The organism is Kutzneria kofuensis, from assembly GCF_014203355.1.
Taxonomy (GTDB): domain Bacteria; phylum Actinomycetota; class Actinomycetes; order Mycobacteriales; family Pseudonocardiaceae; genus Kutzneria; species Kutzneria kofuensis.
This window is the reverse complement of the sequence record NZ_JACHIR010000001.1, coordinates 8183539-8206724: the sequence shown is the minus strand read 5'-3', so window position 1 is coordinate 8206724 and position 23186 is coordinate 8183539. Positions and strand designations below refer to the sequence as shown.

Genomic DNA, 23186 nt, shown 5'->3' with positions numbered 1-23186 from the left:
TTTCCCTCGGCGGCCGGCCGTTGTCGTTCGGTGACGAGGTCAGAATTCCTCGGTCGAGACCACCGCCACGCGGCGGGCCGGCCGCCACCGACGGCGCATTCCGCTGGGGACCAGCCGCACGGCCAGGCACACCGCCGCTGCCACCAGCGCCGTGCCGAGCACGCTGAGCGTCACCAGCAGGCCGGTGATCTCGTCCGGCACGATCGGACGCGGGGCCGGCGCGGGCGGCGGCGCCGCGGCGGCCACCGCGCCCAGCGGCCCCTCCTCCGGCAGGATCGCCGTCACGGCCGCGAGCGGATTCACCGTGCCCCAGCCGAAACCCGGATCGGGCGCGTTCGCCGGCGGCCGGTCCGCTGTGGCCTCCAACCGGTGCAGCACCTGTGGGGCGGTCAGCGTCGGGTGGTAGGCGCGCACGAGCGCGGCGACCCCGCTCACGAACGGCGCCGCGTAGCTGGTTCCGCTGGCCTGCCACTGCCCCGGTCCGCCGGGCCCCAAGCTGCACACGTCGACCCCGGGCGCGGTCAACCCCATGTAGCCGCCGGTCTGGGAGAAGGAGGCGCGCTTGCCCGTCTGGTCGATCGCCCCGACCGCGAGTACCGACGGGTTCGAGGCCGGGTAGGGAGTGGGGTTGCCCTGCTGCGCGTCGTTGCCGGCTGAAGCGATGATCAGCACGTCCCGCGAAGCCGCATAGGCCACCGCGGCATCGATGTTCGGGTCGGGGGCCTGGGTGCTGGCCGACACGTTGATGACGCGCGCGCCGGCGTCGACCGCGGCGCGGATGCCGGTGGCCAGCGTGTCGGCCGAGGTGTCGCTGGCGTTCTCGATCACCCGGATCGGCAGGACGGTCGCATCGGGAGCAACCCCGGCGAACATCGTGCCGGCAGCGGGCGCCGCGGCGATGATGCCCGCGACGAAGGTGCCGTGGCCGAAACAGTCGTTGTCGGCGCGGTGGTTGCCCGGGTTGTGCACGTCGCGTCCCGGCAGCACCCGCCCGGCCAGTTGGGGGGCGGAGCCGTCCACGCCGGTGTCCACCACCGCCACGGTCACTCCGGCGCCACGGGTGAGCGGCCACACCCGTTGTGGCGCAAGCAACTGCTGGGCCCAGGGCACGGTGCCGGCACTCGCCACCGGCGGCGGCAGGCACTTGTCGCCGGACGGCAGGTTCGGCACCGAGTCCGCGAACGCCTGCGGCGGCGCGACCACCAGGAACGCCACCGCGCCGAGCACGGGCGCCGCGCGCGACCAGCGGCTCACGACGCCACTCCGACCGTGCCGCCGAACTCCGCGCCCGGAGTGACGCCGGTGTCGGCGGCCACCGTCATCGGGATGGTCAGGCGGGCCACCAGGTCGGGGTCCTCGACCACCCGCAGCTCCGCCTCCTGCCGCGCCTGCCATGCGCGTTCCAGCCGCGACAGCGCGGCTTCGTCACGGGCGAGGGCCTCCGGGGACTTGGGCTCCTCGCCGGGAACCAGTTCCCGGACCAGCACGGCGGTTTTCGGCGCCCGCACCTCGTCGACGTCCTCACCGGGTTCGGCGTCGGAGGTCAGCACGGCGAGCGCCTTGAACCGGCGGCCGGCCGGGAACACCGTCTCGTCCACCGCGCGCCCCATCACCAGCTCGGTCGTGCGTCGCGCCGAGAGCGGCCAGATCAGCACGTCCAGGCCGGCCTCGGGAGTCGTGATGTCGAGCGCCGCGCTGGCGCTGAGGAACGCGGGCTCGTCGAGCACGGTGCCGGCCGCGTAGGGGCATTCGTCGCCGTCTTCGAGCTTCTCCTGGCGCAGCACCACGCGCCGGTGCGTCGGCAGCCGCCGCAGCCCGGACGTGAGGCACGGCAGATAGCCGTCGAACGGCGCCGGGCCGCCGGTGCCGAGCGTTTCGTTGAGGGCGACCGCGCCGCCCTCGCCGTAGCCCAGGTACATGCAGACCGCGATGTAGTCGGCCTTCGCCTCCGGCCGCAGCATCGGCCACGCCGAGAGGGCCACGTTCACCATGGCGAGAGCCTCGGTGTACTGCGTGCCGCCGCTGGCGCTGAGGCGAGCCTGTTCGGCCGGTGTACTCGGCCGATCCTCCAGCTGTATCCGTCCGCGCACGCTCCAGGGAAGGCGTGCGGGCGTCGGCACGGCCGGTTCGGGCTTGGGCGCGGGTTCCGGCGGTGCGGCGGAAGCTGGCTCGGGTGCCTCCTCCGCGCGCGGCCATGTCGGCTCCGCCGGTGGCGGTGCGAGCGGCTTCGGCTGCGGGCGGTCGGGGCTGGACACCGTGATCACAGGCATCGTCGGCGGCACCGGTAGCGACGGCGGGGCGGGAGGCGAAGACGACATCTCGGGTGGTGGGGGCGGGGACACGGGGGCAGGAGATGCGGCGGGCAGCGATTCCTCCAGGCGCACACCGGCGACGCGGACGATCCGCTCCAGCCCGTCGCGGACGGCGGGACCGGCCAGGCCGAGCAGCCGGAGCCGGACGGTTCGCCGCTGGAGGTCGGTCAGCCCGTCCAGCAGGCTCTGCAGCGCGGGCAGCAGCGAGACGCCGACCGCCTCGCCGGGCGTGCCGAGCGCAAGGGTCCAGCCCGTGGGATCGAACGGCAGTGACGGGCCGTGGCCGTCGCCCTGACGGACGACCAGCCCGCCGGGAACGACCTCCGCGATCACCTCCGGTCCGCCCGGCCGGAGCCGGTAGCGGTCCTCGACGTGCTGGTAGTGCCGGCCGCCGCACTGCACCCAGCCGCCGGGCGGCGGAACGACGTCGAGCACCTCCGGCCGCTCGACGTCCGGCGAGTAGCGCAGCAGGGTGGCGAACGGCGCCAGCAGCTCCTCGCCGTTGTCGCCGAGCACCACCGTGCGGACACGACCCGCCCTGGTCATGAGCTGGGTGCCGGCGGACACGGCGATCTCGTGCCCGATGTGTCGGACCAGTTCCCCGATCCACTCGTGACCGGCCGCCGCCACGGTGGTCGGCACGAGGAGCAGCTGCGTGCGCACCTGCAGCGGCAGCCGCATGATGATCTCGGCGACCGCCGCCGGGTGCGGCGGCGCGTCCGCGCCGCCCACGATGAGCTTCGGGACGGCCCCGCTCATCGGCACGTGGCTGGCGGCGTCGGACGGGCCCGATGGCGCCGTGCCGGCCGGGCGGACCGACAACCCGGCCGGCACGGGGTCTGCGACCAGGTCGGCGACCTGGACCGGGGCGTAGGGCAGCAGGTACTCCCAGGACGGCATCGGGAAACGGGTGGTGACCAGGTCCCCGGCGCCCGCCGGGCCGAACCGCCGCCACCCCTGCCCGCCGCTGGTCGGGCCGACGTAGATGCCCGCGCCGAACGCGGCGGCGCACATGCCGTGCGGCGCGAGGATGTCCATCCCGAACTCGGCCGCGAGACCGCACAGCCAGTTCACCGCCTGTCCCACCGGGTTGCCCAGCCCGGGGACGGCGAGCCAGGCCGCGCGGGGAACGGACTCACGGGGCCAGGACCGCACGGCGAGCAGGCACGCGCGGACCGCGTCGCACAGGTCGGCATGCGGCTGCGCCACCGCCGACGCCATGATCACGACGGTGCCGGGCAGATGCGGCAGCGAACCGAGAATCCGAGCCTCGCTCGCCGTCTCGTCACAACGCCGGATCAGAGCGTGCGGCCCACACCACTCCACGACCAGGCCCTCGCCCCCGCCCTGCGGTGGCCGTGGCATCGGTGTGCCGACCACTGGTGCTACCACTGCACGTCCTCCCGTTCACCCGCCATGTGGAGGAAGTTCTCCGGCACAGCATCGATATCACTCGATCGCGCTACGGCACGGCCCGCGAAGCCGGGCCGGCGCCCATCTCAGGGATGTCCCTCACGTGAGCCTTCCTTGGGACGCTGAACGGCGTCCGCGTTGTGCGGACGGCATTCAGCGCAGGCTGCGTGGACGGATGTCCGTCCAGTTCTGCTCGACGTAGGCGAGGCACTCCGCACGGCTGGCCGGCCCGTGCACCACGGCCCACCCCGCCGGCGCCTCGGCGACGCACGGCCACAGCGAGTGCTGGTCCTCGTCGTTGACCAGCACCAGATGGTGGCGGGCGTCGTCGTCGAACGGATTGGCGCTCGTGTCGACCCCGAGGCGTTCCAGCTGGCCGTCCCACCGCATCCGCACCCGGTCGCCGGTGCGGAACAGCCGGGAACCGAGCGGGCCGAACGGATTGGCGACGAAGCGGCCCGCGGTGAGGCCGGGCTGCCCGGCATATCCCCGCGCCAGGCCGGCGCCGGCAAGGTACAGCTCGCATCGGGCCCGGGCTGCCGGGTGGGCGGAAGAACGTCGACCACGTGCCCATCACGTCGCCGCGTGCCCACAGTGGACGGCCGTGCTCGCTGAGCCCTGTGCAGCCAGGGGAATCCCTCGGTGGCGGTCATCCGGGGTTCTCCTACACTGACTGTTCCGAGGATTGCTCAGCACGACGCGGAACCCGTTCGTCATCAGGCGGATCTGCCGATCGACGGCGACAACGGGACGCTACGATCGGGCAGTGCGACGACCGCACACGCCGGTTCGGAGTCCACCCCCGACGGATCCCGAGCCGGCCACCCGAGGTGCTGGAGCCGGTCTTACCGGCTCCAGCATCGGGTCATGAGCCGTTCCACATCTTCCGGTAGACGTCCCGGTAGCCCGACGGCGGGTCGAAGACGTCGCCCGCGGGCACGTTCCGGCGGGTGATCAGCGCCGGCGTGGCGACGAACCCGGACGACGGGCGGCCGGCGAGGGCGCGGTTGAGCTCGTCGACCACCTGCCAACCCTGCAGCACCAACGGTTCGGCCACGGTCGCGGCCTGGTGGTCGCCGTCCCGGACGCGCTGGAACTCCGCCGCGTCGCCGTCGCCGGCCGCCACCGCCACGGGCGGACCGGCCGCCGGCTTGCCCGCGTTGTTCAGTTCCGGCTTGGCGGCTCCGAAGTAGTTGCCGTTGACCGCCAGCAGGTAACCGAGCCTGCTGCCGTCACGCCGCAGCAGCGAGGAAACCAGCCCGGTCATACTGATGTCGGCGTCCCCGATCGGGGAGTCCTCGGCGGACAGCACGGCGCAACCCGAGCACAGGCCGAGGTATGCCCGCATCGCCTCCGCCTTGCGCGCCGCGACCTGGTACGTCGAGTCCGTCAACACCACCACGCCGGCAGTGCCGTTGGAGTCGGCCACCGCGTAAGCCGCGGCCAGCCACGCCACCTGGAGCGGATCGGTGGTGACGTTGGCGAACACGCCGGCGGCGGGAATGGGCCCCGGGGCCGGACCCGCGTGCCAGCCGACGACCGGGATGCCGAGGGCCGCGGCCTGCCTGATGGTGGCGGCCTGCTCGGTGGCGTCGAACCCGCCGAGCACGATCCCGTCGGGCCGGATCGTGACGGCCCGGTCCAGCGCGTCGGCACGCCCCTGGGCGGTGCCCTTGCCGTCGAGCGTCATGACGTGCCAGCCGATCTCGCCGGCGGCTTCGGTGACGGCGGCGCCGACGGCGGTGACGCCGCCGTTGGTCAGGTCGGCCGCGACGTAGGCGATGGTGCCGCCCTTGCGCTGCGCCCGCGGTCCCTGCGCGGGCGGCACGAACCCGGACCTACCTTCGAGGCTGTCCGCCACGCGCCGCCGCGCATCGGCCAGCGCATCGTGAATTCCCGGCGGCACCAAGGCGATCCGTTCGGTCACGGCCTGGTTCACGACGGCGTTCTGGGGGCCGCCGGTGCACGCCGAGGCGAGCAGCCCGGCGACCACCAGCGGAACGATCCTGCCGAGCTGCACGCCCGCGCCACCTCCCTGTGTGTGCCACGAATTGAACGGAGTGCCAAGTGCGGAAAGCAATATGCACGGAAACGATTCCGCAAGTCGCTGAGACCGGCCGGGCGAAGCCGGCGCATGATCGATCCGGAACCACGACCGGATGACGTCACATTTCAGGGACATCCCTCACGAGTCCATAATGGGCCGACCGCCCGCGGAGGAGGTGACGAGCCCGCCGGACGAACATGAAGCCATCTCATGTTGTTTCGACGCGTCTGGAGCGCAACGGTGCACAGCCAAGGTTCACTCGATCGAGGGCACACGGTCGACGGCATTCTCGACGCGGTGACCCGGCCGCTGGGGCCACCGCTGATCGCGATGGTCGGCCCCTGCGGAATCGGGTTGAGCACCACTCTGGACGAGATCCGCGCGGCACTGCACGAGCGCGGCGCGCACGTCGTGACGATGCAGTTCACCCGCAACTCGTCCGATCTGCCCGGGCCGCTGGGGGCGCCCCGACTTCCGGCCGCGAGCGAGTTGCTCGCCAAGGACAACGCGGCGCTCCTGGTGGACGACGCGCAATGGGTCGACGGCGAGACGCTCGGTCGGCTGGAGTCATTGGTCCGCAAGCTCGTCGGCACGCGGGCGCGCTGCGTCTGCGCGATCAGGCTGACCGCTCCCCCGGCGCCGGGGTCCGCGGGTCAGGCCGTGCTGTCCCAGCTGGTGCACGAGGGGCTGGCCGAGATCGTGCACCTGCGCCCGCTCGGCGACGCCGAACTGGCCGCGCTGATGAGCGAGCGATTCGGCGCGAAGCCCTCCCCGGAACTCGTGCGGCATCTGCGCCGGCTCACCCGGAACCGGCCGAAGGCACTCACCACGGCGCTGGAGGCGTACCAGCGCAGCAACGCCATTCGCGTCGTGGACCGACACGCGTACCTGGCCCACCCCGACGTCACGCCCGCCCTTCCGGACAACCATGAGCTGCCGTTGTACGTGCGGCGGATGGGCAACGCCGCGTGGACGGTGGCCAAGGCGATGGCGGTGCTCAACCCGCTGGGCGACGCGGCGGTGCGGCTGGCCGCCGAGACGACCGGGCTGACCGAGTCCGAGGTCGACGCCGCGCTGGATCTGTTGCGGTCCCAGGGAATCCTGCGGCACCTGGCCGGGACGGGACGCTGGGTCTTCCGGCTGCCCCTGGTCGAGGCGGTGCTGATCGACCAGCTCGGCCCGTACGAGCGCCGACGGCTCGCCCAGGCCGCGGTGACGGCGGTGTGGGACGGCCGGGCGCGGTGCGAGGACCCGGACTACCTGGCGGACCAACTGGTGAACGCCGGGCGCATGGTCGACGGCGAGCGAGCCAGGACCGAACTGCTCGCCCGGGTGCGGGAGACGAACGGGGCGGGCCGCGTCGAGACGTGGCTGCGGGCGGCCGCCGACCTGACCCCGGACCGCGCGCAGCGGGCCGCGATCCTGCTGGAACACGCCGGGGTCTGCGCCGTCCGGGGCAAGGTCGCCGAATGCCTGGAGACCACGCACACGCTGCTGCACGACCTGCCCGACCAGCTGCCACCGGACCTGCTGCAGGACGTGCACCTGGCGCACGTCACCGCGTTGCACGCCACCGGCGACTTCGCCACCACCGAGCAGATCGCGTGCGGTGAGTGGTGGCCGTGGGCCGGACGTCCGGTGGAACGGGTCGTCACCCGGGCCGCGGCGCTCTCCCTGCTGGGACGGTGGCAGCAGGCACGCGACCTGCTGGCGGGCACCGAGCACGTCTGGCGGGGCTGTCCCACGGCCGTCCACCACGCGACCGTGCTCGGGTCGCTGGCGGGCCTGTGGCTGGGCGACCGCGACCAGTTCGACCGGGGCTTGGCCGCGCTGTGTGAGTGCGGGGCCGACGACCGGCGTCGTCAGCGCCAGATGACGCACTACGTGGGGGCGCTGCTGGCCATCGGCGACCGGCAGGGGGCGGAGCGGCTGCTCGCCGAGGACAGCCGACCCCCGGAGTGGTCGCGGCTGGCCGAGCAGGCGGTGCTGGCCGCTCGACGCGGTCGGTTCGACGCCGCCGTCGAGTTCACCCGCACACGCATCGTGCGTGGACCCTCCTTCGGGTACGGGCCGGTGGCGGTCGCCATGGTCCAGGCCGCCGCGGTGATCCATCTGGCGCGCGGCCGAATCACACGGGCCCGCGAGTTGCTGGCCGGCGGCCGGTCCACGCACCCGGTGCTGCCGCACGTGCTGGCCGGCCCCGAGGCGTGGATCGCGACCATGCTGGGCGAGCACCAGCGCGCTCGCGCCACGGTGCGAGAGGCACTCGACACCGCGGACCGGGACGGCGTGCTGGCCGGAACCGACGAACTCTGGTTCGCCGCGTTCAAGCTGGCGCACGCCGAGGGAGACCTGGCCGACGCCCGCTCGTGCCTGCACCGGGCCGAGGCCGTGGTGGACGGGTTGGGCACCGTCCGGGCGGAGATCTACCGCCTGCTGATCCGGGCGGCGCTCGAACCGGGATCCGGGTTCGGCGCGGAGGCGCTGCGACTGGCCCGGGAACTCTCCGAGCCGCTCCAGCTCGTCACCACCATCGAGCATGTCGTCCAGGTCGACGCCGCCGAACCGCACCTGCTGACCGAAGCCTACGAGATCCTGGGCGGTCTCGACGCCCTGCTGCTGCGCGCGTGGTCACGAACCCTCATGCGCAAACACAACATCGCGGTGCCCGGCCGCCAGTCCACGGTCGCGGAGAACGAACGGCTGCTGGCGGTGCTCGTGGCCGAGGGCCTGGGCAACAAGCAGTTGGCGACGGTGCTGCGGGCCAGCGAGAAGAGCGTCGAGGGCAGGCTGTCCCGGCTGTTCTCCCGCACGGGCTACCGGTCCCGGGTGGAGTTGGCGGTGGCGATCCTGAACGGCGAGTTCGAGGTCTGAGTCCCTCACCCGCCGCGCGGGCGCACGACCGTGTGGGGCGGGAACAGGTCGGCGGTGGCGCCGAACGCCGGCAGCACACCGCGGGCGTACCAGGCGAGCATGGCCGCGCCGACCGCGGCCGGCTCGGCGACGTCGGAGATCTCCACGATCACGCCATGGGTGTTCGCGATCGCGGCAGCCACCTCGGGCGACTGCCGCATGTCCGAGGCCACCCTGATCACGTCGATGTCGACGCCCTCGGCGCGAAGCGAATCGATGCCGTCCGCGGTCAGCAGCCAACTGCCGCCGACCGCCGCCGTGGACGGCACCGACCGGCCGGGCCGGCCGTGCAGCGAGCACAGCCGGCCCACGAGCCCGGGATGGACCATGACCGACCTCGGCCGGTACAGCCCCATGGCGAGCGAGGACAGGCAGGCGGCCGAGGCCCCGACCGTGACAGGGGTCCTGCGGTCGAGACCGGCCAACTCCGCGGCCTCCTCGTCGAGCGGGAGAATCTGCTCGGAGGCGACCAGCGGCGGCAACTGCTCCGGCCGCAGCCCGACCGGGCGCAGCGCGGCGGCCGACCACGTCATCGATCCCAGGTCGAGCAGGCCCATCGACGACGCCGTCGACACGTCGCTGACCAGTGAGCCGTAGAACCGGGACGCCACATAGTCCTTGAGGCCGCACCACCGCGCGTACGCCGGCACGTCGTGGTGCGCCACGAACCAGGCCATCCTGGCGACGGCGGACCCCGCCGTCACGGCGACCCCGGTGGACGCGAGGATCTCGTCCCCCGCCGTCCCGCCGATCACGCGCGCCACGGCGAGGGTGGCGTTGTCCAGGCAGGAGATCGCGGGAGTCATCGCCATGAGCCAGGGGTCGACCGCGATGACCGCTTCCTCCGCTGCCGCGCTGAAGGCGACGGACGCGACCATGTAGCCGCGGGCGGCGCAGGCCAGCGCGACCTGCCGCACAGCCGCGAAGGTCGCGTCCACCACCGATTCGGGGTCGACGATGCCGGCGATGTCGTGGATTTCGTCGACAGGACGCAGGCAGGTGGTGTCGATCACCGTGAAGTCGTCCGACACCGAGACGGCAGCGACACGGTCGACGCCGATCTCGACCCCGATCGCGGCGCTGCCGTCCCAGTCCCGATCACTGCGATCCCACACCCCCCAAGGATCACCCGTTCCGCGGTGATCCGACAGCCGACGATCGCGGAACCGGCTCCGCGTTGTGCAGACGGCTCGGCGCGACTTCTCCGCAGCCCACGGAAGCTCCTTATCACCACGCGGAACCTGGTGCCGGCGCTAGCCCGAACGGGCGAAGTCGGCACACCCTCGTGGGAAACCGAACCCGCGAGACAGGGAGCCGCTCATGACGGGCTACGGAGCGTTGGCGGTTGTCGTCATCGGCCCCATCCTGCTCGGCCAGCTCTGCTACGCGATCAGCCGGGGCAAGCCGACGGTCACCCGGCGCAGGTAGCGAACCACTAGGGCCGATCGCGACGCGGGCGAAGCAACACTCGCGGTTCCCCGGTCACGGGATCGTCCACCACCGATCCGTCGAAGCCGCACACATCGCGCAGCAGGTCCAGCGAATGCAACGCCGCCACCACCGTGAACCGAGCGACCGCGCCGACTCCAGGGCGTCGATCTGGTGCCAGGGGTCGAGATGGTTGGTCGCCCTGGCCAGCGCAGCGCGCTGCCATTGCCCACCCGACAGCGTCGACAGTGGACGGTCGGTTACACGGGGACACACAACACCCCGGCAACATGAGCTGGACCCACTTCGTCGGCCGACGACCAACCGCTGACCCGCAGCGGACTCGGCGCGGCGCAAGGCGCGCCGAGTCCGCACGGCTCAGACGCCGAGCTGCTCGGCGGCGAGGCGCGTGCCCTCGACGCGGCTGCGGATCTTGGCGAAGGCGAGGTCGCGGGAGGTGGACACGTCGTCGCCGAAGGGCGAGAAGCCGCAGTCGTCGCAGGTGCCGAACTGGTCGACGGGGAGGTGCTCGGCGGCCAGCAGGACCCGGTCGCGAACCTGCTCGGGCGTCTCCGCAACGGGATCGATCGGATCGATGACGCCGATGAAGACGCGCTGGTCGGGGCGGATGTGCTTGGCGATGACCTCGAGCACGCGGCGGGGGTCGGCCTCGCTGGCCAGCTGCACGTACACGTTGCCGACCTCGAGCTGGAACAGGGTGGGCAGCAGGTCGGCGTAGTCGACGTCGAGGCTGTGCGTGGAATCCTGGTCGCCGCCGGGGCAGGTGTGCACGCCGAGGCGGGCTCGTTCCTCGTCGGAGAAGCCGGCCAGCACCTGGTTGTTCAGCTCCACGAACTGGCGCAGCACCTCGCCGCTCGGGTCCAGCTTGATCGACAGCCGGCCCTCGGTGAAGTCCAGCTGCACCTTCTCCGCGCCGGCGTCGAGGCAGCGGCGGATCTCGGACTGGCTCTCCCGGACGAGATCCTGCACGAACTCCTCGCGGGAGTACCCGTCCAGACCTTGCGCCGGGTAGAGCAGGCTGAGCGCGGACGGGGCGATCACGGCCTGCTTCACCGGAACCGACGCGATCTCCCGCGCCCGGCGCAGGAACGTGTCGGCGCTGACCTGGTAGCGGAAGGGCCCGCCGGTCAGCACGGGAAGCTGGCGCTGGTGCCCGTCGGCGAAGGGAATGACCACCCCGTCCGGCGCCAGCGCCGACAGTCCGCTGATCGGGTAGGTGGCGAAGCTGGGCTTGCTCTGCTCGCCGTCGGAGACGACGGGCGAACCGGTCTCCTCGAATCGCCCGATCGTGTCACGCACGGCCTGATCCTGGGCCTGGGCCAGCTCGTTGTCGTCGGCCTGACCGGCGGCGTGCGCGGCCATCACCGCGAGCAGTTCGGCCGGTCGAGGGATGCTCCCGATGGGTTCGGTGGGAATCGGCACGACAGAAGCCCTTTCGACAGCGGGAAAGCTCTCGGACGAGGACGGTCGTCGTCCCCCCTGTGGTCGCAACCTTGGCACGTCGACCGGCGGTGCCCACACCTCCGAACGGGCGGTCAGCGTTCCTGGAGCACCGACAGCACATTGCCGGCAGGGTCGGTGAACCAAGCGATGTAAGGGCCCTCGGCGCGGAAGATCCCTCGATCGTCCTGGTCGAATCCGGCATAGCGCTGGAACACCACGCCGCGGCCGACCAGTTCGTCGACAGCGGCCTCGATGTCCGTCACCGGGAAGTTGAGGATCGTGTAGGACGCGGGCACGTGACCGGGCTTCGGGTACACCAGGATCTCGGCGCCGGTGGCCAACTTCAGGTGCAGCATGCCGTGCTCCTCGGTCACCGGCAGGCCCAGCACGTCCCGGTAGAAGGCCTTGGCACGGGGCACGTCATCGACGGCGAAACCGCTGAAAGCCTTGGTGTTGGCGAACATCCGCACTCCTCGTCGCTCGGCTACGGCACCGCCGATACTAGTGCCGCGCGGCGAACTGGCCCGGCTGCCGGCCGGGGCCGGCCGGCCCGCGATAGGCTTGCGCGAGGTCCAGCCACTGGTTCGCGTCGGCGCCGCCGGCGGTGAGCGCCAGGTCGTCACGGTGCCGGCGCCGCGTGACCAGCAGGCAGAAGTCCTCGGCCGGGCCGTGGATCCACTGCTCGGCCCCGTCCGGACCGAACTCCCACCGCGTGCCGGACGGACTGGTCAGCTCGAACCGGAACTGCACGTCCGGCGGCGTCAGTCCCCGGGACTGGTAGCCGAAGTCCCAGGTGCGCACGGCGAACTCGACCACGAACCGCAGGCGATCGGTGCGCACGGGCCGGATTCCCAGTGCGTCGGCGACATCCTGGCCGTGTGCGAACAACTCCATCAGCCCGGCGCCGGCCAGCACACCCGGCGGCAGCGGGCGCACCAGCCACGGCACCACCTCGCCGGCCGGCACCGCGCTCAGGGCGGCGATCGCGGCGGCGCGTTCGGCCTGCCACCGCTCCAGCAGCACCGGGTGCGGATCCCGCAGGTAAGCGGACAGGGCGGCCGTCACGTTGGCGTTGAAGTCGGCGGACAGTCCGGCGGTCATCGCCATGAACGCCGCCGGGTCGCCGGCCGCGGTGCCGGCCATGCGGAACGTCGCGGCCAGGTGCGCGACCTGGTGGGCGATGGTCCACCCGGGCGCCGGCGTCGGCAGCGTCCACTGGTCCTCGGCCAGCGCCGTCAGCAGGCGGTCGAACTCCTCGCCCTCCGCGGCGAGATCGGCGAGCACTTCGGTCGGATTCACGCGACTGCCCTCCTCTTTGTCGTGACGGACCAAGCATGGTCGTAGCCGACGGAGCTGTCTTCTTCACCCTTGCCGTCCACAGTGGACGAACTCAGGCCTCGGCCGGGCGGGCCAGCAGCTGGTGGAAGCCGCCGCCGAAGAACAGCAGCGCCTCCCCGCCGTCACCCCGCCCGCATCCGAGCACCTGGCCCACGAAGATCGAGTGGTCGCCGCCGTCGTAGGCAGCGACCAGCCGGCACTCCAGCCAGGCCAGCGCCCCGGTGAGCAGCGGCGCGCCGGTGAAGCGGCCGGGCAGGCAGGGAACCGAGTCGAACTGGGCAGCGCCGCGCGGCCGGCTCCGGTCGGCGAAGTACCGGGCCAGGTGCTCCTGGTCGGCGGCGAGCACGGACACCCCGAAGCTTCCGCTGACGCTGATCGCCTCGTGCATCACGGCGGTCCGCACCACGCAGCACAGCACCAGCGGCGGTTCCAGCGACACGGAGTTGAAGGAGTTCGCGGTCATGCCGTGGCACCGCTCGCCCCCGGTCGTCAGCACCGTGATGCCGGTGGCGAAACGGGACATCACCTCCCGCAGCGGCGACGCCCCGTCGCCGCTCACCGCGCCGTCTCCGCGTACGGCGCGAGCGCGGTGCGGAACTCCTCGGGCACCCTGGTCGGCACGGTGTTCGTGTTCGGCCCGCGCATGCAGGCGATCCGCTGCCGGCCCCGCGCCACCAGCAGTTCCGACTCCCCGTCCAGGCGCACGTAGTCGAAGCCGAACTGGAGCTGGGTCTGGGTCAGCTCCTCCAGGTGCATCCGCACCGACAGCTCGTCGAACGCGGTCAGCTCGGCGTAGAACTCGCACTCCACCTTGAGCGTGAACAGCTTCAGGTCCTCGCGCAGCTCGGCCAGCACGCCGGGGGCCCGGTCGCGGAGGAACATCTCCCGGCACCGGCCCTGCCAGCGCAGGTAGTTGACGTAGTAGACGTTGCCGACCAGGTTCGTCTCCTCGAAGCCGACGGTGTGTCGGATCTCGTAGTACCCGGGCATCTCAGCCTCCCCCTCCGGCCAACACGGCGAACACCACCGGCTCGGGGCGGTCCCGCAGGGTGGTCGTCCAGGTCGCGATGGCGGCGTCGCCGGCGGCCAGCACCACCCAGCCGTCGGCGTCCGTCCGCCGCACCGTGACCGCCTGCGTGGTCGAGCCGGCCTTGCGCAGGCACTCCATCGCGCTCCACACCCGTGTGCCGGCCACCGCCGGCGAGTCGCCGGCCTCGGCCCTCACGAGGTCCCACACGGCGACCAGGTCGGGGCCGAGCAGGTCGGCCCAGTCCCGCTCGGTGCGGTCCACGACCGTCTCGACGTCGCAGGCCAGCCGCTCGGCCCCGGCGACGACCATGGTCAGGCCGGCGCCGTGGGAGCTGGAGATCAGCAGGTCGGGACGGCCGGTCTCGGGCCGTCCGTCCGGCCGGTAGTGCACCCGCAGCGGTGCACCGGCGGCCCGGCTGGCCGCCAGTCGGGTCTGCACCCGCCGGTCCGCGTCCACCGGATCCGGTTCGACGACCACGGCCCGCCGGCCGCCGAGCTTGTGCTCGAGGGTGCGCTCCAGGTGCGGGCCCAGCAGGGCCGGCACCCACGGTCCGGCGCCGTGACGCTTGCGGACGGCGTGCAGGACCAGGCCCACCCACCGCTCGACCAGTGAGCCGTCCGGGTCGTACAGGTCGACGTCGTACGTGTAGCGGTCGCCGTCCTGGGCCCGTTCCCGGGCATCCAGCACCAGACGGTCGGCGACGGTGTCAGGAGCCAGGTACAGCCGGTCCACCCGCTCCGGCAGCAGGGTGGCGTCCGGGACACACACCTGGAGGCCGTGCATCGCCGCATCTCGGCTGCCCGGATCGGCCAGCACCAGTTCCTGCGGGAGGAAGGCGGCGAACCAGGGGGCAACCGACTGGGTGGAGAGCTCGGCGACGGCATGCCGGGCGCTGACCTTCCGATAGGCCACCACCCGCTGGAACCGCTTGCCCTGGAACAGGACCTCGCCGTACAGCTCGGCCTGGGGGTCGACCGGGACGGCCGGCAGTGCCGCCCGGTCGGGCGTCGAGCCGCCGGCCGGCTCCGGCCGCGGCCAGGTCAGCGTGGCCCGGAAGTGGTCGGCGCTGAACCCGGTCTCCTCGCTGCGCAGCACAACCTGCACCACCCCGTCGCCGGTGACCAGCGCGGCGACCCTGATGGTGGTCGTGCCGGTGAGCGGGACGACCACCGGCCGTGGGAACTCCACGTCGGACAGCACCGGCGAACCGGTCAGGCCGGTGACGGCCGAGGCGACCTGGGCCATGGCCTCCATGCCCAGCACCGCCGGGAGCACCAGGTCGCCGTCCAGCTGGTGATCGCTGAGGTAGGGGTCGGAGCCGGCGGAGAGGTCGGCCTCGCAGACCAGTTCCACGCCCGGGTAGTTCACCAGCACCCGGTCGGTGAACCGGCGCAGCGGCAGCGGCGGGCGGTCCAGCGGCAACGAGGGCAGGTCGCCGGAGCGCCCGGCCACCACCAGCACCGGCCCCGTCGAAGGGTCGGCCAGCAGCCGGCGCAGCACGGCCATGCCGCTGTCGGCGGAGATCGGGGTTATCCCCTCGCGCAGCAGCGCTTCCACCACGCCCAGCCGCTCCCCCATGCCGGCCCCGGACCACACCGACCACTCCAGCGCCAGCACCCGGGCGGCCGGGTGCGCCCGCTGGAACTCGGTGGCCAGTTCGGTCAGCCAGTCGTTGGCGCAGGCGTAGTGCGCCTCGCCGCGCAGGCCCGCCCGGCCGATGATGCTGCCGAACGTGATCAGCAGGCGGATCCGGTCCGGGTCCACGGCGGCCAGCACCGCGCGCAGGCCGCCGACCTTCGGGGCCAGCGCGGCGCGGAACGCCTCCTCGGTGAGGTTGGCCAGCGCGGTCGGCTCGTTGCGGCCGGCGCCGTGCAGGATCGCGGTCACCTCGCCGAGCTCGGCCCGGAACTGGTCCACGGCGGCCCGCACCTGAGCCGGATCGGTGACGTCGGCCCGCGCGTAGCGGTAACGCACGTCTTCCGCGTCCATGCGGGCCAGGTTGGCGGCCAGTTCGGCGTCCTCGGCCGGATCCGATCGTCCGAGCAGGGCCAGCCGAGCGCCGGAGTCCCGGGCCACGGCGAACGCGCACTCGGCGGTGATGCCCTTGCCGCCGCCGGTCACCAGCAGCACGTCCTGCGAGGTCAGCGGCGTGCCCGAGGCGTCGGCCACCGGCTGCACGCGCAGCGCCGGCACGGTTCGGCCTCCGGACTCGTCGTAGCGCACCTCCTGGAAAGCCGTCGTGGCGGCGACATCCGCCACGAGCTGCGGGATCACGATCGTCATGACGTCCGGCACGCTGATCACGGTGGTCGGCGTGCCCGGCGATTCCAGGTGCAGCGTCTTGGCCAGGCCGGCCGCGCCGAACCGCTGCTGCAGCACGACGAACCGGGTGCCGGCGGGCGCGGCCAGCACCGCGTGGGCGGCGTCGAGGAACAGGCCCGCGTGCTGCTCGGTGCATTCTGCCGGCAGGCACAGCAACACACCGTCGCCGATGCCGGCCGCGGCCAGCGCCTCGGCCAGCGGGGCGGCCACGGGGTGATCGGCCGGCGTGTGCACGGCCCAGTCGCCGGGCGGGCCGCTGGTAGGCACGGTCTCCAGCGGCGTCGGCACGTAGTCGACGCGAAACGGCCGCACCCACGGCGCCACGCCCGGCACGACGGTGCTGTCGTCGGTGTCATGGGCGGTTTCGGCGAGGTCGTCGATGATGGTCGCCAACTCCCCCAACGACACCGTGGCGAAGTTGGGCGTCGCCGCGAGCGCCGGCAGGCCGAGTTCCCTGGTGACCTGGTTGACGATCTGTCCGACGGTGATCGAGCTGAGGTGCAGGTCGTCGAGCGGCAGCGTCTGCTCGGTGACGGTGTCCAGCGGCAGTTCCACCCGTTCGGCGGTCAGGTTGCGCAGCAACGCGAACGTGGAGACGCCGGCCGGCGCCACCGACTCGGCCACCTCGTCGTCCTCGGCCGGTGCGAGCAGTTCCGGCGCCAGGTCGAACTCCGGCGCGGCCGAGCACGGGTTGGTCAGGAACTTCATCGCGCCGTCGGCCGGCAGCGGCCGCAGCAGCCGGCCGGCGAACAGGGCGTCGACGCGGACCGGCGCGCCCAGCGCGAAGGCGGCGCCGATCACCCGCAGCAGCGGCGCCAGCGAAGCGTGGTCGGTGTCCAGCGGCAGCACGCGGCGCTCCGGCGCGATCTCCTTCAGCAGCCCGGTGAGCACCCGCCCTGGACCGACCTCCAGCACCAGGTCGGCCTCGGCGACCGCCGCGGCCGCCGCCTGGTGGAACCGCACCGGCAGCAGGATCTGGTCGTGCAGGAGCGCACGCAGATCGGTGGCCGGATCGAGCTCCTTCTCGGTCACCGTGGAGTAAACCCCGCCACCCGGCGTCGCGAAGTCCACTTCGGACAGATGGCCGGCGAACGCGGTCGCGGCCGGTTCCACCAGCGGCGAGTGGAAAGCGTGCGACACGGCGAGCCGGGAGCTTCCCACCCCGGCGGCCGATGCCTTGGCGCACACCCGGTCCACCGCGTCGGCCGGGCCGGACAGCACCGTCTGGTGTGGACCGTTGTAGCCCGCGATCACCACCGGCTCGCCCTCGGCCAGCTGCTCGGCCCGGTCCGGGCCGGTGGCCAGGCCCGCCATCGTGCCGCCGGCCCGGCTGTCCCGGGCCATCACCCGTCCGCGCAGCCCGGCCAGGGTCAGCACCTGAGCCTCGTTCAGCGCGCCGGCCCAGTGCAGCGCGGTGAGTTCGCCGAGGCTGTGCCCGACCGCGGTGTCGGCCGTCAGCCCCAGGTCCCGCAGCACGCGCAGCCCGGCCAGCGAACCGCTGACGATGCGCGGCTGGGCCACCTCGGTGGCGACCTGGTCGGCGCCCGGCCGCACCGTCGAGAGGATCTCCTCGGCGGCCGGGAACCGGTCGCGCAGGGCACCGGCCCCGCCGCGACCGGAACCCTGGCCGGGAAACAGGTACGCGATGCGCGGCGGGGTCGGCGCGGCGGACAGGAACACGCCCTCGTCCGGCGCGAACACCTCGGCCTGGGGGTCGTCGAGGTGTTCGCGCAGCCGGGCCAGGCCGCGCTCGGCGTGCTCCGGATCGGTGGCCACGACGGCGGCGCGCAGCGGTCCGCCGGACAGCTCGCCGGCCAGCTGGCCGGCGAGGTCGGTGAGCTCGGCGAAGGCCAGCCGACCGACGAAGCCGAGCAGGCCGTCCACCCTCTCGCGCAGCGCGGCGCGGTCGGTGGCGTCCAGCAGCAGCACCTCCGCGTCCTGGCGGCCGGCCACGAGCTGTGTGGTCCGCTCGTCCAGCGCCGTCCGCCGCAGCACCCCGGGCGCCTGCTGGACAGCGACGTGCGTGTTGATGCCGCCGAAGCCCATCGCCGACACGCCGGCGCGCAGCGCCACGCCCGCCGGCCACGGCTCGGCCCTCGTGGGCACGTAGACCGCGGCGGCCTCCTTGCCCAGGACCGGGTGCGGGTCGAAGTGGCTGGTGGCCGGCGGGATCACCTGGTGGTGCACGGCGAGCGTGGCCTTGATCAGGCCGGCCACGCCCGCCGCGGCCTTGGTGTGCCCGAAGTTGCCCTTGACGGTGCCCAGCGCGGCCGGCGGCGCGCTCGGGTCGGCGGCGCGGCGGGCCGAGGACAGCGCCTCGATCTCGGTCGGGTCGCCGACCGCGGTCCCGGTGCCGTGGCCCTCGAAGTAGGACACGGTCTGGATGCCGTAGCCGGCGCGGTGGTAGGCGCGTTCCAGCGCCAGCCGGTGGCCGGCGGCCTCCGGCCGGGTGATGCCGCCGCGGCCGTCCGAGGACACGCCCCAGCCGGTGATCACCGCGTACATCCGGCGGCCGGCGGCCAGCGCGTCGCGCTCCCGCATCAGCACCAGCATGCCGGCGCCCTCACCGGGCCAGAACCCGTTGGAGTCCCGGTCGTACACCTTCATCCGCCCGGTGGCCAGCGCGCCGGTCTTGGCGAAGCCGATCACCTCCAGCGGATCGATGGACAGGTCCACGCCGCCGGCCAGCGCGACGTCCAGGTCCCCCTGGGCCAGCGCGTTGGCGGCGGTGGCCACCGACAGCAGCGAGGACGAGCAGGCTCCGTCCACTGTGTACCCGCCGCCGCCGAAGTCGAAGTAGTTGCAGATCCGGCCGGCGATGGTGTTGGACAGCGCTCCGGCCAGCGTGTCCTCGTCGACCGCCGGGAACGGGGCCTTGAACCGCGACTCCATGTCCCGCAGCAGCGATCCGGTGTCCTCTGTGGACCATCCCCGGCCGGCCAGCTCGGCGGCGACCACGCGCCGCACGTACGGCCAGCGCAGCCGTAGGTTGTTGGCGCGGGAGAACTCACCGGTGAGGCTGTTGCCGATGACCACGCCGGTGCCGCGGCCGGGCAGCCCCACGCCGTCCGGGAAGCCGGCGTCGGCCAGCGCCGCCGCGGCCACGTCCAGGGCCAGCCAGTGCGTGAGGTCGGTGGACCGGTAGGTGCTGCCGGCGATGTGGTAGCGCACCCGGTCGAATTCGAAGTCACGCAACACCGCGGCGTTGCGCGAGTAGAACCGGTCGGGCGCCGCCGGATCGGCCGAGTAGTAGTCGGCGTGGTTCATCCGCTCGTCGGGTAGCCGCCGGAAGGCACAGCGCCCCGCCAGCACGTTCTCCCACAGTTCGCGCGGAGAACCGGCGTCCGGGTAACGAAGTCCGATACCGACGATCGCTATCCGCTCGTTGCTCATGTTCCACCGATTCTGGGAACGGGGTACAGCCCACATCCCGAAGTGAAGTCTGCGCCGGTTGCCTCCAGCGAGCCTGCCGCACAGGGCCGTCCGGACGCTTCTTCGACGCTGCGGCCCGGTTTCCGGCGGGACGATCACGGCAAGCTGCGAGGTGCGGACCCTCCCGGCGGACCCAGACGATGGGGCCACGGCTGGGAGCGGTGAGACGAGGGGACGATGCCGATGCTGGGTTCGGTGCGCAGACGGCTGCTCACTCCGGCGCTGGCTGAGGTGACGTTCGAACGCCGTGGCTTCCCGGGGGCCGCCGCGCCGGCCGCCGCCACGCTGGAAGCGGTGCCGCAGGCGGTGATCTGCGGCTTCGAGTGGGGCATCGAGGTGCGCTCGCAGTGGGAGCTGCAACGTCGCCTGGAACTGCTGGAACCGGGCCTGCGCGGCTTCGGCTACGAGGGCGCGACCATGGCGTGCACGGTGCGGGACGCGATGGGGCCGGGCGGCCGGCGGACCCAGGAGCTGTTGCTGGGGCCGGGACAGCGGCACATCTTCCTGGCCTACATCGGCATCGGGTTCGCCATGGCCCGGCTGCCCCGGATGCTGTGGCGCAAGGTGCTGCCCGACCTGCCCGGCACGCCCTACCACCCGGTCATGAGCTGGCTCGCGGTGGACGGGTACGGGTTCGACCGCGCCTACTTCGACACCCCGCGCTGGGTGGACGAGCAGTGGGTCGGCCCGAACTACCCGTGGCTGGGCTGCCCCGAGTACTTCCCTCGCGCCGTGGACCAGGGAATCGGACGGGCCCTGTGGTTCATCCACGGCGCCGAGCCCGCCGGGGTGGCGGCGGCGGTGGACCGGTTCGCCGAGCACCGCCGGGCCGACCTGTGGGCCGGCGTCGGGCTGGCCGCGACCTTCGCCGGCGGCTGTCCGGCCGACGGGCTCACCGCCCTGCGCACCGCCGCCGGCAAGTACCGGCGGGAACTGGGCCAGGGCGCGGTGTTCGCGGCCAAGGCCCGGCACTTCTCGGGCACCGTGCCGCCCGAGAGCGAGCTGGGAGTCGGCGTGCTGGCCGGGCTGACCGTGCCGGCCGCGTGCGCCCTGGCCGACGACACCGCCGTCACGGAGCCCGAGGGCGGACCGACACCGAACTACGAGACGTGGCGGCGCCGGGTGCGCGACCGCATCGCCGAGGACTGAGGAGAGCTGACGTGCCGAACATCCTGCGGTCGCTGCGACGCCGCATCCTCACGCCGAACGTGTCGGCGGTGCGCCTGGACGTGCGCGGGTTCCACCGCAAGAACCTGGACGCCCAGCAGCTGCTGGAGACGATCGGCCGGGTGTTCCTGGACGGCTACGGCGAGGCCGCCGAGGCGTCCACCGGGCAGGACGTGGAGGACCGGCTGGAGGAGCTCCCGGCGCAGTGGCGCGGCTTCGCCTACGAGGGCGCGGCGATGGGCTTCGCCGTGCGCGACGGCCTGCCGGTCGGCGGCAACCGGCACGTGGCCGAGTTCCTCGCCGGCCCGACCGCCCGCAACCACCACTACATCGCGCAGTGCGGGGTCGGCTGGGCGATGGCCCGGCTGCCCCGGTTCCGCTGGCCCGACAGCGAGCGCACCGATCCGCTGCTGCGCTGGCTGGTGCTCGACGGCTACGGCTTCCACCAGGCCTACTTCCACACCGACCGGTACGTGCGCAAGCACTACCGGCAGCCGAACTTCCCGTGGCCGCGCGGCGGTCCGGCCTGGTATGCCGACCGCGCCATCGACCAGGGCATCGGCCGGGCCCTGTGGTTCGTCGGCGGCACCGATGTGGACGTGGTGACCGGGCTGCTGGAGAAGTTCCCCGAGGCGCGCCACGCCGACCTGTACGCCGGGGTCGGGCTGGCCGCCACCTTCGCCGGCGGGGTCACCGCGGCCGAGCTGCGGGCGCTGGCCGACCGCGCCGGGGCATACCGCCCGCAGCTCGCGCAGGGCTCGGCCTTCGCCGCCGAGGCCCGGGTGCGGGCCGACATCCTGGTGCCGCACACGGCCGTGGCCACCGAGGTGTTCTGCGGCACCACCCCCCAGCTGGCCGCGGCGGTCACCCAGGAGCTGCTGCCCGATCCGGTGGTGGACGGCGAGGTGCCGGCCTACGAGCGCTGGCGGCAGGCGGTCGCGCGGCGGTTCGCCGAAACGCGGCGGGCCGCGCGGTGACCGCCCACCGGCGGCCGCCGGGTCCGCCGCGGTCGGCGTCGCCACGCCTGCTGCGCCAGCTGGCCGGCGACCGGCTGGCGATGATGACCGGCCTGATGGCGTACGGCGACGCGGCGCACGTGGCCCTCGGCCCGAAGGCGCTGTACTTCTTCAACCACCCCGACCACGTCAAGCACGTGCTCGCCGACAACGCCGGCAACTACCACAAGGGCATCGGCCTGATCCAGGCCCGCCGGGCCCTCGGCGACGGCCTGCTGACCAGCGAGGGCGAGCTGTGGCGGGAACAGCGCCGGATGATCCAGCCGGCGTTCGCGCACAAGCGGATCTCCGCCCAGGCCGGCACGGTCGCGCGGCAGGCGGCCCGCCTGGTCGACCGGCTGGCGGCGCCGCGCGACGAGCCGGTGGACGTGCTGCGTGAGCTGACGGCGTTCACGCTCGGCGTGCTCGGCCACACCCTGCTGGACGCCGAGCTCGGCGCCTTCGGCTCGGTGGACCGGGCCTTCGAGTCCGTGCAGGACCAGGCCATGTTCGAGATGGTGACGCTGGGCATGGTCCCGGCCTGGCTGCCGCTGCCCCGGCAGCTCAGGTTCCGCCGTGCCCGCCGCTACCTCCAGCACGTGGTCGACAGCCTGGTCGCCGAGCGCGTCGCCGCCGACGGCGAGCGGCCGGGCGGGGACGACGTGCTGTCCCGGCTGATCGTCGCCCCCGAGGTGGGCCAGCAGCGCATGCGGGACGAGCTGGTGACGCTGCTGCTGGCCGGGCACGAGACCACGGCCAGCACCCTCGGCTGGACGTTCCACCTGGTCGGCCAGCACCGCGAGGTGGCGGAGCGGCTGCACGCCGAGGCGGTGGAGGTGCTGGGCGACCGGCTGCCCGAGTACACCGATCTGGCCCGGCTGCGCTACACCGGCTCGGTGCTGTCCGAGGCGATGCGGCTGTACCCGCCGGTCTGGATCCTGCCGCGGCTGGCCCAGGGGGACGACGAGATCGGCGGCTACCACGTGCCGGCCGGCGCGGACGTGCTGGTCAGCCCGTACACGCTGCACCGCCATCCCGGCTTCTGGTCCGATCCGCTGCGGTTCGACCCCGACCGGTTCGACGCGGACCGGTCGGCGGGCCGGCCCCGGTACGCCTACATCCCGTTCGGGGCCGGGCCGCGGTTCTGCGTGGGCAACAGCCTGGGGATGATGGAGGCCACGATGGTGCTGGCCATGGTCTCCCGGCGACTGCGCCTGGACGCGGTGCCGGGCCACCGGGTGGTGCCGGAACCCATGCTGTCGCTGCGGATCCGCGGCGGGCTGCCGATGCGGGTCCATGCGCTGCGGTGACGCGGGCGCCGCCGG

General features: G+C 73.2%; 15 protein-coding genes. 4 read left to right on the top strand and 11 right to left on the bottom strand.

The features are described 5' to 3' along the window. Positions 1–39: 39 nt before the first annotated feature. The 4 genes from mycP to BJ998_RS37310 all read right to left on the bottom strand — a co-directional run bounded on the left by mycP (position 40) and on the right by BJ998_RS37310 (position 5745). On the bottom strand, positions 40–1254 hold the full coding sequence (gene mycP / locus BJ998_RS37320) for a type VII secretion-associated serine protease mycosin (protein ID WP_312890507.1): 1215 nt from the start codon (positions 1252–1254) through the stop codon (positions 40–42). Beyond that, positions 1251–3677: a hypothetical protein gene (locus BJ998_RS47995; RefSeq protein WP_246488728.1), complete on the bottom strand. Its 2427-nt coding sequence runs from the start codon at positions 3675–3677 to the stop codon at positions 1251–1253. Before BJ998_RS47995 ends, mycP begins: the two co-directional genes overlap by 4 nt. Before the next feature lie 201 nt (positions 3678–3878). Continuing rightward, positions 3879–4115, bottom strand: a complete 237-nt coding sequence (locus BJ998_RS49640; RefSeq protein ID WP_184869188.1) for an MbtH family protein — start codon at positions 4113–4115, stop codon at positions 3879–3881. Between the two features lie 475 nt (positions 4116–4590). Further along, on the bottom strand, positions 4591–5745 hold the full coding sequence (locus BJ998_RS37310; protein ID WP_184867984.1) for a substrate-binding domain-containing protein: 1155 nt from the start codon (positions 5743–5745) through the stop codon (positions 4591–4593). 324 nt (positions 5746–6069) lie between these two features. On the opposite strand from BJ998_RS37310, the gene BJ998_RS49365 reads away from it, so the two are divergent. After that, positions 6070–8646: an ATP-binding protein gene (locus BJ998_RS49365; protein WP_184867983.1), complete on the top strand. Its 2577-nt coding sequence runs from the start codon at positions 6070–6072 to the stop codon at positions 8644–8646. A gap of 5 nt (positions 8647–8651) precedes the next feature. Here BJ998_RS49365 and BJ998_RS37300 read toward each other — a convergent pair whose 3' ends face one another. From BJ998_RS37300 to BJ998_RS37270, 7 genes are all read right to left on the bottom strand, one after another. Then, positions 8652–9800 (bottom strand): FGGY family carbohydrate kinase, encoded by a 1149-nt coding sequence (locus BJ998_RS37300; protein ID WP_184867982.1) that lies wholly within the window; start codon positions 9798–9800, stop codon positions 8652–8654. A gap of 691 nt (positions 9801–10491) precedes the next feature. Next, on the bottom strand, positions 10492–11556 hold the full coding sequence (locus BJ998_RS37295) for a cobalamin-independent methionine synthase II family protein (protein ID WP_184867981.1): 1065 nt from the start codon (positions 11554–11556) through the stop codon (positions 10492–10494). A 113-nt stretch (positions 11557–11669) separates the two neighbouring features. Beyond that, positions 11670–12041: a VOC family protein gene (locus tag BJ998_RS37290; protein ID WP_184867980.1), complete on the bottom strand. Its 372-nt coding sequence runs from the start codon at positions 12039–12041 to the stop codon at positions 11670–11672. 37 nt (positions 12042–12078) lie between these two features. After that, positions 12079–12876 (bottom strand): TIGR03084 family metal-binding protein, encoded by a 798-nt coding sequence (locus BJ998_RS37285; RefSeq protein WP_184867979.1) that lies wholly within the window; start codon positions 12874–12876, stop codon positions 12079–12081. A 91-nt stretch (positions 12877–12967) separates the two neighbouring features. Next, a complete protein-coding gene (locus BJ998_RS37280) occupies positions 12968–13474 on the bottom strand; it encodes a flavin reductase family protein (protein WP_376775967.1) in 507 nt (168 codons plus the stop codon). After that, complete coding sequence (locus tag BJ998_RS37275; protein WP_184867978.1) at positions 13471–13905, bottom strand: acyl-CoA thioesterase; 435 nt, start codon at positions 13903–13905, stop codon at positions 13471–13473. Before BJ998_RS37275 ends, BJ998_RS37280 begins: the two co-directional genes overlap by 4 nt. 1 nt (position 13906) lies before the next feature. Then, positions 13907–19660 carry a type I polyketide synthase gene (locus BJ998_RS37270; protein WP_184867977.1) on the bottom strand — a complete coding sequence of 1918 codons (5754 nt, stop codon included), beginning with the start codon at positions 19658–19660 and terminating at the stop codon, positions 13907–13909. Positions 19661–19876: 216 nt separating this feature from the next. On the opposite strand from BJ998_RS37270, the gene BJ998_RS37265 reads away from it, so the two are divergent. From BJ998_RS37265 to BJ998_RS37255, 3 genes are read left to right on the top strand one after another with little or no spacing between them, the layout of a single operon-like run. After that, positions 19877–20848, top strand: a complete 972-nt coding sequence (locus tag BJ998_RS37265) for a DUF1702 family protein (protein WP_184867976.1) — start codon at positions 19877–19879, stop codon at positions 20846–20848. A gap of 11 nt (positions 20849–20859) precedes the next feature. Further along, positions 20860–21843 (top strand): DUF1702 family protein, encoded by a 984-nt coding sequence (locus tag BJ998_RS37260; RefSeq protein ID WP_312890506.1) that lies wholly within the window; start codon positions 20860–20862, stop codon positions 21841–21843. Next, positions 21840–23171 carry a cytochrome P450 gene (locus tag BJ998_RS37255; RefSeq protein ID WP_312890505.1) on the top strand — a complete coding sequence of 444 codons (1332 nt, stop codon included), beginning with the start codon at positions 21840–21842 and terminating at the stop codon, positions 23169–23171. Before BJ998_RS37260 ends, BJ998_RS37255 begins: the two co-directional genes overlap by 4 nt. Positions 23172–23186 lie beyond the last annotated feature (15 nt).

Excerpts from the sequence above, each read along its gene's own strand:
- BJ998_RS47995 (WP_246488728.1), bottom strand. The coding sequence starts at position 3,677 with ATGCCACGGCCACCGCAGGGCGGGGGCGAGGGCCTGGTCGTGGAGTGG.
- BJ998_RS49640 (WP_184869188.1), bottom strand. The coding sequence starts at position 4,115 with ATGCGGTGGGACGGCCAGCTGGAACGCCTCGGGGTCGACACGAGCGCC.
- BJ998_RS37290 (WP_184867980.1), bottom strand. The coding sequence starts at position 12,041 with ATGTTCGCCAACACCAAGGCTTTCAGCGGTTTCGCCGTCGATGACGTG.
- BJ998_RS37275 (WP_184867978.1), bottom strand. The coding sequence starts at position 13,905 with ATGCCCGGGTACTACGAGATCCGACACACCGTCGGCTTCGAGGAGACG.
- BJ998_RS37270 (WP_184867977.1), bottom strand. The coding sequence starts at position 19,660 with ATGAGCAACGAGCGGATAGCGATCGTCGGTATCGGACTTCGTTACCCG.
- BJ998_RS37265 (WP_184867976.1), top strand. The coding sequence starts at position 19,877 with ATGCCGATGCTGGGTTCGGTGCGCAGACGGCTGCTCACTCCGGCGCTG.